At 62.2% G+C, this 11,052-nt stretch carries 9 protein-coding genes; 2 read left to right on the top strand and 7 right to left on the bottom strand.

Annotation, left to right across the window (positions count from 1 at the left end):
• Nucleotides 1-6 precede the first annotated feature (6 nt).
• The 3 genes from VKV28_00045 to VKV28_00035 form a co-directional block, all read right to left on the bottom strand.
• Nucleotides 7-1,143, bottom strand: coding sequence for an efflux RND transporter periplasmic adaptor subunit (locus tag VKV28_00045; GenBank protein ID HLH75168.1), 1,137 nt, complete (start codon nucleotides 1,141-1,143; stop codon nucleotides 7-9).
• Between the two features lie 27 nt (nucleotides 1,144-1,170).
• The gene (locus tag VKV28_00040; protein ID HLH75167.1) at nucleotides 1,171-4,371 is read right to left on the bottom strand and encodes an efflux RND transporter permease subunit; all 3,201 of its coding nucleotides are present in this window, start codon (nucleotides 4,369-4,371) and stop codon (nucleotides 1,171-1,173) included.
• Nucleotides 4,372-4,470: 99 nt separating this feature from the next.
• Entirely contained in the window at nucleotides 4,471-6,435 is a 1,965-nt protein-coding gene (locus VKV28_00035) for a hypothetical protein (GenBank protein HLH75166.1), read from the bottom strand.
• Nucleotides 6,436-6,841: 406 nt separating this feature from the next.
• On the opposite strand from VKV28_00035, the gene VKV28_00030 reads away from it, so the two are divergent.
• Nucleotides 6,842-7,246 (top strand): RidA family protein, encoded by a 405-nt coding sequence (locus tag VKV28_00030; GenBank protein ID HLH75165.1) that lies wholly within the window; start codon nucleotides 6,842-6,844, stop codon nucleotides 7,244-7,246.
• Nucleotides 7,247-7,399: 153 nt separating this feature from the next.
• On the opposite strand, the gene VKV28_00025 is transcribed toward VKV28_00030, so the two are convergent.
• The 4 genes from VKV28_00025 to VKV28_00010 form a co-directional block, all read right to left on the bottom strand.
• Nucleotides 7,400-7,750: a DUF393 domain-containing protein gene (locus tag VKV28_00025; protein HLH75164.1), complete on the bottom strand. Its 351-nt coding sequence runs from the start codon at nucleotides 7,748-7,750 to the stop codon at nucleotides 7,400-7,402.
• A 115-nt stretch (nucleotides 7,751-7,865) separates the two neighbouring features.
• The gene (locus VKV28_00020) at nucleotides 7,866-8,363 is read right to left on the bottom strand and encodes an alpha-isopropylmalate synthase regulatory domain-containing protein (GenBank protein ID HLH75163.1); all 498 of its coding nucleotides are present in this window, start codon (nucleotides 8,361-8,363) and stop codon (nucleotides 7,866-7,868) included.
• A 131-nt stretch (nucleotides 8,364-8,494) separates the two neighbouring features.
• Nucleotides 8,495-9,244: a 3-oxoacyl-[acyl-carrier-protein] reductase gene (gene fabG / locus VKV28_00015; GenBank protein ID HLH75162.1), complete on the bottom strand. Its 750-nt coding sequence runs from the start codon at nucleotides 9,242-9,244 to the stop codon at nucleotides 8,495-8,497.
• A 136-nt stretch (nucleotides 9,245-9,380) separates the two neighbouring features.
• Complete coding sequence (locus tag VKV28_00010; GenBank protein HLH75161.1) at nucleotides 9,381-9,761, bottom strand: iron-sulfur cluster assembly accessory protein; 381 nt, start codon at nucleotides 9,759-9,761, stop codon at nucleotides 9,381-9,383.
• Nucleotides 9,762-9,818: 57 nt separating this feature from the next.
• Here VKV28_00010 and queG point away from each other — a divergent pair, with 57 nt between their 5' ends.
• Complete coding sequence (gene queG, locus VKV28_00005; GenBank protein HLH75160.1) at nucleotides 9,819-11,033, top strand: tRNA epoxyqueuosine(34) reductase QueG; 1,215 nt, start codon at nucleotides 9,819-9,821, stop codon at nucleotides 11,031-11,033.
• Nucleotides 11,034-11,052: the final 19 nt, after the last annotated feature.

Genomic DNA, 11,052 nt, shown 5'->3' with positions numbered 1-11,052 from the left:
ACGGTTTCAACGCGCCGGATGCTCGAGCAAAGGTTGCACCAGCTCACCGTCCTGCGCGCTCTGCCCCAGTGTTAACGCGATCATTTCGTTGCCCTTGAGTCCTCGGATTACTTCGCTGCGCAGCCCGTCGTCGTAGCCTAGCGCGACCTGCACCAAATGGACGCGGTCGTCTTTGACCACCGGCACGAAAATTTTGCCATTTTCGTAAACCACGGCATCATCGGGTACCAGCGGCATCGAGGAATTACTTGACAGCGTAATGCGGACCTCGGCGTACATCCCGGGGCGCAGGATGAAATCGGGATTAGCGAGATCGACCTCCACCAGCATCGTGCGCGAGCCGTTAACCAGTGCGCCTGCATTGCGGGTGACCTTGCCCTGAAACTCGCGCCCTGGCAGCTGACTGACCGTAACTACGGCCGGATCGCCATCCTGCACCAGGGCGGCGTCGTCCTGCGGCATCTGCACATAGACCCGCACCGGGTCCAGGCGCGCCAGCGTCACCACCGGCATCGCCGTGGTCTGAGAGGCCGTGGCCATCGCCACCAACGCCCCGGGATCGACGTTACGCGCGGTGATGATCCCGGCATAGGGCGCGGTGACCTGCTCATAGCCCTTCATCGCGCTCAAGGACTGCCAGTTGGCCAGGTCGGCCAACATCTCCTGATGGGAGGTATCGGCCTGCTGCTGGGAAACCACGTGCTGCGCCAGCAGCACCTGGTTACGCCGATCGGTCAGCACGGCTAAACGATAGGTGGCCTCGGCCGCGCGCACTTGGCGGTCGAGTTCGGGCGACTCGATCACCACCAGCAATTGGCCGGCTTTGACCCGCGTGCCCTTGTCCACCAGAACCGCTTTAACGTAGCCACTGACCTTGGGATAAATCGGACTCTCGAAATAGCCGTGCACGTCGCCTGGATAGACCGCCAAGCGCTGCTCGCCGCCGCGCTGCAAGGGTGCGATCGACACGATCGGGCCCAAGCTCTCGGCCCGGGCCAGGACTTGAGTTTGATGTTGCAGCCGGACCTCACGCGCGCGCACCAAGGCCACCAGCCCAGTCAGCACGATCAGCGTGACAACAATCCAGGTCAAGGAAAATAGCGGACCGGCTTTGACGGTACCCAAATTTCGCTGTTGCGCCATCGTTCTCTGTTTTCGGCTTGGTTTGACTTAATCCTGTTCCGCCTGCGCGGCCAGGGCCTCGATTTGCGCCGCTCGTTCGCGCTTGCTGAGCCGAGGATGAGCGAACAGCGAGTATACCGCCGGGACCACGAACAAGGTCATGAAGGTAGCCGCGATCAGTCCCCCGATAACCGCACGCGCCAGCGGGGCGTTCTGCTCGCCGCCCGCTCCCATCGCCAGCGACATCGGCAGCATTCCTAGAATCATCGCTAGCGCGGTCATGATAACCGGGCGCATCCGCACCACCGCCGCCTCGATCGCCGCCGCTGTGGCGTCGTAGCCTTCGCCGCGCAGATCGTTGGCGAAGGTGATGAGCAGATTGCCATTGGCGACGCCCACCCCAACCGCCATGATCGCACCCATCATCGATTCGACGTTGAGAGTGGTATGGGTCGCCAGCAGCATCCACAGCACTCCCGCCAGCGCCCCGGGCACGGCCACCATGATAATCATCGGGTCCAGCCAGGATTGAAAATTGGTTGCCATCAGCAGGTAGGCCAGCAGCACCGCCAGCAGCAGGCCGTCTTCGATCCCGCTGAAGGACTCGCGCATCCGCGCGCTTTCGCCCAGCACCCGGATGGTCATATCGCGAGGTACCGCATGCAACCCGGCGATTTTGCGCTGCACCGCGTCGCTGACGCTGCCCAGGTCGCGGCCCTCGACGTTGAGGTTGACGTCCACGACCCGCTGCAAGGTGTAGTGGTTTATCGCTTGCTGCTGTGTATCGTGGCTGATCTCGGCCAGATTGGCCAAAAATTGCGGCGACGCGCCGGCGGTTCCACTCAGGCTAGCGCCGTCGGTTCCGGTCAGCGGCGTAGCCCCGATCGCCTGGATGGAATCGACCAGCCGCTGCGGGGTTTGCACCACTACCGCATAATTAACTCCGGTGCGCAAATCCAGCCATTGATTGGGCGCGGTGAGAACGCTGGAGCTGAGCGAGGCCAGCAGGCTGTTGCTGATGTCGCGCTCGGTTATTCCTGCCTCCAGCGCCTTGACCCGATCCACCCGCACGCGCAGGGCGGGATAATTGCGCACCTGCTGGATACGCACGTCGACGGCACCCGGGATGGTCTCGATTTGGCGCTTAAGCTCCTCCGCCAGACGAAAATTGTTGGCCACGTTACGACTTACCATCTGCACATCAATGGGCGCCGACAGCCCAAAGCTCAGGACCTGGCTAATCACGTCGGCCGCCTGCGAATAGACGATAACGTTGGGAAAATCGCGCCGGGTAACCCGGCGAATCTGCTGCACGTAACGATCGGTGGGATGGTGTTCCTCGGCGAGCTGGATTTGCAAGTCGGCGTCCTGCGGCCCGACCGTGTCGGTCTGGTAGTAGGGCAGCATCCAGGAGGCTGGCAGGCCGATGTGATCGGTGACCATCATCAGCTCCTTAGCAGGAATTACCCGGCGGATATCGGCCTCGATCGCGTCGACGATCCGCGCGGTTTGCTCCAGCCGCGTCCCCACCGGCGCGCGCACATGCAGGCGAATCATCCCGGTATCGACCGGAGGAAAGAAATCCTCGCCCACCACCTTGACCAAAACCAGCGAGGCCGCCACTACTACCGCCACGTTAACCAGAACCAGCCAGCGGCGCGCAATGGTTTTGATCAGCAGGACCCTGTAAGCCTCACGCACTCGCTCAAAACCGCGCTCGAAAGCCCGGGTAAAGCGGCCGCCCCAACCGCTGCCATGATGGTCGTCGGCGCGCTCGGGCAACAGATGGAGCGCCATGCTGGGAACCAGCGTGCGCGACAGCAGGTAGGAGGCCAGCATCGCGTAAACCACTGCCATCGCCAGCGGCGTAAACAAGGCGTGAGGGATGCCACCCAGGCCCAGCACCGGCGAGAACACGATACAAATCGCCAGGGTGCCGACCAAGGTAGGCAGCGCGATCTGGCGCGCGCCGTCCAGAATCGCCACTCCCAGCGGCTTGCCGGTAGCATGGTTACGATGGATGTTCTCGACCTCGACGGTAGCGTCGTCGACCAGCATTCCCACCGCCAGCGCCAACCCGCCCAGGGTCATTAGATTAATCGTCTGTCCGGACAGCTTCAGCCCGATCACTGCGCTGAAGACCGCAAGCGGAATCGATACGATCACGATCAAGGTGCTGCGCCACGAGCCCAGGAACAGCAGCACCATCACCGCCACCAACGCCGCCGCGATCAAAGACTCCTGCAGCACGTCGATCAGCGCGTGGCGCACGAACACCGACTGATCGAAGGCTGCCGAAATATTAACCCCCTTGGGTGCGATGACTTTCATCCGCGGCAAGGCTGCCTTGACGTCGCTCACTACCTGGATGGTGGAGCCGGCGGGATGCTTGAGGATCAGCAGGTAGGTGCCCAGATTGCCGTTGACCCGCACCATCTCGTGTTGAACCTCGTGGCTGAGGCTGACCCGGGCGACATCCTTGATGTACACCGGGGCGCCGTTAACCACCTTGATCGGGACGTCCTCCAGGCTCTTGTATTGACGGGGACTGCCGTTGAGCAGGACGTCGTATTCGAGGTTGCCGATTTTGGCCGTGCCGGCCGGGGTGATGACGTTCTGCTGCTGGATGGCGGTGACGACATCGTTGGGCGACAGGCCGTAGGAGTAAAGCTGGGCCGGATCGATATTGACCATCACCTGCGGAAAGGCCCCGCCGAAAGGCGCCGGGGCGGACAGCCCAGGAATAGTGAACAGGAACATGCGGGCGTAGTTATAGCCGAAATCGAAGACCTGACTCTGCGTCATGGTGCGGCTGGAAAACATCACGAACAACACCGGTACGTTGGTCGCGTTATAGTCCAGGATGGTGGGCTGGTTGATTCCTGGCGGCATGCTAGGTCGAATCTCGTCGCACTCGGCCGCCAACTCAGAGATCGCCTTGGCCGTGTCAACGCCGGGTTGAAAGTAGTATTTGAGTACGCCCGCGCCGTTAATCGACAGCGACTCGATGTGCTCGATCCCGTTGACTACCGAGGAGGTGGCTCGTTCGGTCAGAAAGATGACCCGGGTCTCCATGTCCTGGGCCGACAGGCCGGGAAAGCTCCAGACCACGTCGACCACCGGAATATCGACCGCCGGAAAGATGTCGAAATTCATCCGGTTGAGCGACACCAAACCCAGCAGCAGCATCAAGGCCGCCATCACGCCCACGGTCACCGGTTGGCGCAACGCCAGTTTGACGATCCACATAGGTTTTGAGCCCTTCCCCAGGCGTGTTCACAAACCCCGGCTGTCCCCTACCCCGAACTGGACACCGCCTTACCCAATCGAACACCCGATTCCCCTGTATCACGAATCGAAAAATGAAGGGACAAGGTACACAAAGGTGCCATTGCGAAGCGCGTCGGTGAGATAAATCTCGCCCGCGCGCGGATTGACCGCCAGCCCGTTGCCGCTGGTGTATTCGCAGGCCGGGCCGTGAATAAAATGGCGCGGCGGCACGTCGCCGTTGTCATCCAAACTCCAGACCCCGATAAAGGTCATCAGCCCGTTCATGGTTACGTCGGGCGGCCCCACGCAATCCTTGCGCGGCGCGAAACCACCGCCGTCGTACGACGGACGATAACCGCCGGCACTGCCCACCACTGCGAAAATCAGACCGTTGGCCACCGCGATCTGGCCCGAGCGGCTGAAACCGGCATGGGGACCGCGGATATGGGCCCGCGGCGCAACGTTGCCATTATCCGTGCGGTTGAAAACGTACAGGCCGCTCTTATAGCTGGACACTACAATCAGCCCCCGCCGTGCATCGACCGCCAGACCACCAGTCTCGGCGCCCAGGCCCGTGCGCGGCCCCTGAATAATCCGAATCGGCGCCACGTCGCCTTGAGCCAGCAGCGGATAGGTCAGGACCGCCCCGGTCTTGTAGTCCGCCGCCAGTAATTCCTGATGTACGTCGTCGACGGCTACCGCCCAGGGCTGATGCAATTGGGTGCGCGGCCCCTGGATAATCCGAATCGGCGCGCGGTCGCCGTCAACGCCGCCTTTGAAAACCACGATCGCGCCCGCGGTCGCTTCGCTAGAGACGATCTCGTCGCGCACCGCGTCGTAGGCGATGCCGTGGCCGGTGCGGGTCAGCCGAGTCCGCTGCCCATGCACGATTCGCACCGGCGCCTGCCCGCCGCTGGCCAGTCGCTCGAAAATCCCGATACGCGGATCGGTATTGCAATTGCGCACCAGCAGCTGATCGCGTTTGGAATCGTAGGCTACGTTGAAGGGATGGCTCATCCCCAACACCGGTGAATTGGCCGGCGAGCTGCGAATGATCCGCTTGGGACGAGCGTCGCCGTCGGCTCCGCTATCGAACACCATCGCGGTGTGGCCCAAGTTGGTTACCCACAGCTCGCGATGGACTTCGTCGTAGGCCACTCCGGTGGGATAGAGCAGGCCGGTATGCGGCCCGGCGATCACATGGAGGGGCGCGACGTTGCCATGGGCCGTGCGCTTGAAGATAAGGACCGAGCTGTCACCCAAATTGGCGACCGCGATTTCGTCGCGCGCAATGTTCACCGCCACTTGCAAGGGCCAGTTAAGCCGGGTGCGTGGCCCTTCGATGACCCGCAGCGGCGTGGCGTCGCCCTTGGCGTCGTCGGCAAAAGTAGTAATGGAAGGTGGATAATAGCGCCCACCGCCCTGATAATCGGCGTCCCAATAACCCTGATTCCAATCGCCGTGGTTGGTAACCGTGATCTCTCGATGGGGCTCGTCCCAATACAGCCCGTATGGATCGGCCATCCGGGTATGAGGTCCGCGGATTTCTCGCAGCGGGGGCTCGCCGCCATGCGCGCCCAGGCGGAAGATCATGATCATGCTCTGGTCTTCCTCGCTGATCGCCTTCTGCTGCAAACGCTGATTGAGTCCGATCCCGTAAGCACCCACCGGCACCGCCAACGCCTGGGCCGGATAATCGCCATCGGCGTCGTAGGGAAAACTGCCCACGCTCTCGGCGATATCGTTATCAGCCACCCAGATCCGATGTTTGACAGGGTCCAGCGCCACCCCTACCGGCGAGCCGATATGGGTGAGTGGCCCTTGGATATGGCGCAGGTAAGGCGTGATGCCGGTACCATTAGCGCTGCCCGCGCCCAGGTCGTACACCAGCACCCCGTTCATGTTGTTGTCGCTCAGCACGGCGATATGATGGTCAACATCCAGCGCCACGCTGTTGAAGGTCGGGTAGGGATCGACCAACTCGCGCACCGGTGAGACGTTGCCGGCCATCAGCCCACCCGGTACCTGCGCGAGTACCGCCATCAGATCGATTCCCCGAGGCGCCGGCGGCTGGCTCGATGCCGCACCACCCCAGACCAGGATCACAAGTACCCCTGCCAGCAGCGGACGTGTCGCGAGAGCAGCACACCACCGACGCTCGTGAAGACTTGCTTTCTTAGCTTTGGCCATCTGCTCGCTCCTGTGCGACGCGCCAGGCGCCGAACTGACATCGCTTCGGCCGCCCATGCGCTAGAGATTTCTTGCACCGGTACCTGGAGCCGGCGTTTCAGCGCAGCTTTAGATCGACCTGGGTTGCAAAGCAAAGCCTACGCTCCAAGCGAAAGAATACTGGCAGAAGTTTGATGGCCTCAGGGATTGCGGCGACGCGGCGATTTGACACCATCACGAGCAGGCCATTAGATTCGCCATTCGAGGCTGGTTATCAATCATGGAAAAGCAAATTATCAATCCTCCCGAACTGTTTCGGCATCCCGCTTACAGCCGCGTCATTACCGTCACAGGGCCGATGAAATTGGTCTTTATTGCCGGGCAAACTCCCTCCGACAACAATTACAAATGCGTGGCTCCAGGCGACTTGCGCGCCCAGTACCTGCACGTGCATGAAAACCTCGGCATCCAACTCAAAGCCGCCGGCGCAACCTGGGACGACGTGGTCTATCGCCGCACTTTCGTGCTCGACGTCGACGCCTATATGGCCCTAATGGCGCAGCCTGGAATCCCGCGCTTCTTCAACAAAGAACAGCCCCCGGGGAGCACTTTGATCGGCGTTACTCGCCTGTCGGATCCGCAGTTTCTGATCGAGGTGGATTTGCTGGCAGTAGTGCCGGCCTAATAGCAGCGCTGTGCGTCCTCTCCTCTGAAAACAGTTGGCGCGGGCGCGCTCTAGGAACAATAAAAATACCCACCCCTTAACCGGTCCTTACCCCCTCCCTACTCGGGGAGGGGGTGCCTGAATCGCGGCGTCACGGCCTGGGCGGGCTCAATTTCATATGCGCGGGTTTCCGCACACCGAGTCACGGGGGCGATGCGCGGCGAAGCCGCGATACATTAACTGCGCCACCGGCGCGAAACCCGGGAGACGCCACAAGAGCGCCAAGTAGCTCGCCCAGCCGCCCCGATAGCGCAGGGCCTCGGCCAGCGCCCGCGCGCCTACATAAAGCCGGCCCGAATCGTCAACTGCATGGAGTTGGCGCGTCAACTGCTCGGAGCTCAACGCGGGAAAGCGGCGGGCTACCTCGCTGTCATAAAGGTCGATTGCTTCGATACGATGGCGGCGCCGTAACAGCCAACACACCGAGCCCCGGCACACGCCGCAGCGGGAGTCGTAGAGCAGCACCAGATGTGCCGCACGAGCCTTGCCTCGTTGAGATGAGTTATCAATCAAGCGGAAAGGTCGCGAGCAAAGTCCGGACCGGCGGGAACACCGCCGGTCCGGGATAAAGGGATAAAGTCTAACGGCTGGACATGCGCGGATTGCGCGCCGCTTGCAGGCCGCGCATCTGCTCCTGCAGGATCCGCCATTCGTAGCCGTCCACCAGCGAGCTCCAGCCCGCCTCCACCGTATTGGCCGACTTGGCCATCGTGGTCCAGCTGCTCCGCCCGTCCGAAAATTTCTTGACCGAGACCACTTCGGCTTCGGTGGTCTCGCCGCTGCCGTGGGTATAGGTTTCAGTGACTCGCACCGATTCAAGGAAAGGAAAGTACTTCAGCAGCGCCTTGCGCAAAGCCAAGTCCAGCGCGTGAACCACGCCCACGCCGCGCGCCGCCTCGGTCTCCTCGGTCTCGCCGACCCGGATCACGACAGTAGCGTCGGTGGTCATCTTGCCTTCGTTTAGATCGTCGATCACGCGCCGGCGCACAATTTCGAACGGCGCTTGGTAGGCCGCACTGGTGCGCAGTTCAGCCAACTCCCGTGAAGCCTGCGGAGCCGGAGCCTCGTCGAACAACATCGGGCGATTTTCTTGCGCACTCACAGCACCGATTATCGTGAGCCCGGCAGGGGCTTTCAAGCAAAGATTCAGCCGCGGCCGCGAGATTACTTAACAGCTTTTGCTTGACTTTCGAGCGCGTCCGCGCGTTCCTAAATCGCCAGCCCGCCATCGATTTGGAACACCGCCCCGGTGATGTAGCCGGCCGCGGGCGACAGCAAGAAAGCCGCCAGCGGCGCGACGTCGCTGACCTGGCCGAAGCGGCCCAGCGGGATCATCTCCAGCGCGCGTGCGCGTATCTCTTCAGGCAAAGCGGCGGTCATGTCAGTCTCGATAAAGCCCAAGGCCAAAGCATTGACCCGAATGCCGCTGCGCGCCACCTCTTTGGCCAGCGCCTTGGTCATTCCAAGCAACCCAGCTTTGGCGGCGGAATAGTTGACCTGTCCAGGCAAGCCCACCAACCCACTGATCGAGCTGATATTGAGAATGCTGCCGCGCTTGGCTTTCATCATGTTGAAAATCGCGGAGCGCGCGCAGTTGAAAGCGCCGGTTAGATTGACCGCGAGCACCTGCGCCCAGTCCTCTTCGCTCATCATCATCAGCAACTTGTCACGGGTGATCCCGGCGTTATTGACCAGCCCATCAAGGCGGCCCAGTTCCGCCCGCGCCCCGGCCATCATCTCGCGCACCGCCTTGAGGTCGGTCACATCAGTGGCGAAAGCCTTGGCTTTGACTCCAAGCGCGCGCAACTCGGCCTCAAGTGCGGCCGCTGCGTCGTGGCCATGGCTGTAATTGAATGCGACGTTGGCGCCCTGGCGCGCCACCTCCAGCGCGATCGCGCGGCCGATTCCGCGACTGGCCCCGGTCACGACAATACCCTGCCCCTCCAAAACTCGCTCCATCACCAAGTCCCTCGCCGCGCGGCCTCGCACCCGGCAGGCCGTTTTGATTGTTGCGCGCAAAAAAACCGGCGGCGCTCATGGAGCGCCGCCGGCCGCTGCTGACCTGTATTTCGGCTCAAAAAGGCCCAGCCCTTACCTAAACCGTAAAAGACGAGCCGCAGCCGCAAGTATGGCTGGCCCGGGGATTATCGAATTTAAAGCCCGCGCCGTGCAACCCTTCAACATAATCCAAGGTGGTCCCGGCGATATAGGGCAGTGCGACCTCGTCGATTACCACATCAACTCCGTCGAAGTGCACCCTGACGTCGTTGTCGCGCTGCTCGGCATCGAAGCCCAGCGAATATTGGAAACCCGAACAGCCGCCGCCAACGACTCCGACTCGCAGCGCATGGCCGGCACCCAAGCCTTCTTTATTGCGAGTGCGCTTCACCATCTCCACTGCTTTGGGGGTAAGATTGATCGGGGGCGAGGCAATCTCGCCGGTAGCGCTTTCCACGGTGTCAACCAACTCAGACATCGGCATTCAGGCTCCCTTGGACTGCAACACGGCTTGCGCCTATCTATAAAGGTAATCATGGCAGAGGCGCAGTCAAGCCGCATCCACCCAAAAGGGGTAGCCCAAACCAGCCTGCAGGCAGAAATTGAGGCCGCCGCGCATGAGTTGGGCTTTGCTCTGGTAGGCTTTGCCCCCCTACGTCGTCTGCCGCGCGAAGACTTTTACGCTCAATGGCTGGCCGAAGGCAGGCCTGGCGATATGGCTTATCTGGCGCGCGACCCCGAGCGGCGGCTCGACCCGCGCCGGCTGGACCCCCACCTGCGCGCGGTCATCAGCTTAGCTTTTCCCTACCAGGCCCCGGGTCCGCCGCCCCTAACCGATTGGCGTACCAGCCTGCGAGGTCGGATCGCCTCTTACGCCCTGGGTCCCGATTACCACCTGGTTGTGCTGGAGCGAGCGCGCGCCCTGGCCGCCGAGGTTCAGCGTCTGCGGCCCGGCGCGCAAGCGCGCGTGTACGTCGATACTGGGCCGGTGCTGGAGCGCGAATGGGGCCGCGAGAGCGCGCTGGGTTGGTTTGGCCGCAATACCAATCTGATCAATCGCGCGCAGGGCTCCTATTTTTTCCTCAGCGAGATCTTCACCGACCTCCCCTTGGAAGGTCCGCAACGCGACTACGGCGAGTTTTGCGGTCGCTGCACCCGCTGCCTGAATCGGTGCCCCACCGGGGCGCTTGCACAGGGCTATCGGATCGAGCCGCGCCTATGCATCTCCTATCTGACGATCGAACTGCGTGGCCCCATCCCTGTTCATCTGCGCTCGGCTTTGGGCAATTGGGTCTTTGGCTGCGACATCTGCCAGGAAGTCTGCCCCTGGAATGAATCCAACGGCACCAGTTACGACCAGCTCAATCCCTCGCTGCCCGAATTGCTCCGGCTCGACGATGCGGGCTTCCGCCAGCGCTTTGCGCGTAGCGCCATCAAGCGCGCCAAACGACGTGGGCTGCTGCGCAACGTCGCGGTCGCGCTGGGCAACAGCTGTAATCCAGCCGCCGTCGAGGTGCTGGCCGAAAGCCTGCGGACGGAAGCCGAGCCGTTAGTGCGCGCCCATGCAGCTTGGGCCCTGGGTAACCTGGGCGGCGTTTCGGCGCAACGCACGTTGTCCAAGGCCGCGCGGTTGGAATCCGATTTTGCGGTAGCTGAGGAGATCGCCGCGGCCCTGCGCGCGCTACCCAGCGCAAACCGCGCTGCACCGCGGCCCGCTACTTGCCAAGGGTTAAAGGGCGATCAAAACTGAGCCGGTGACCGATTGATGT

The organism is Candidatus Binataceae bacterium, assembly GCA_035294265.1.
Classification (GTDB): Bacteria; Desulfobacterota; Binatia; order Binatales; family Binataceae; genus DATGLK01.
This window is presented reverse-complemented; position numbering and strand designations above follow the sequence as displayed.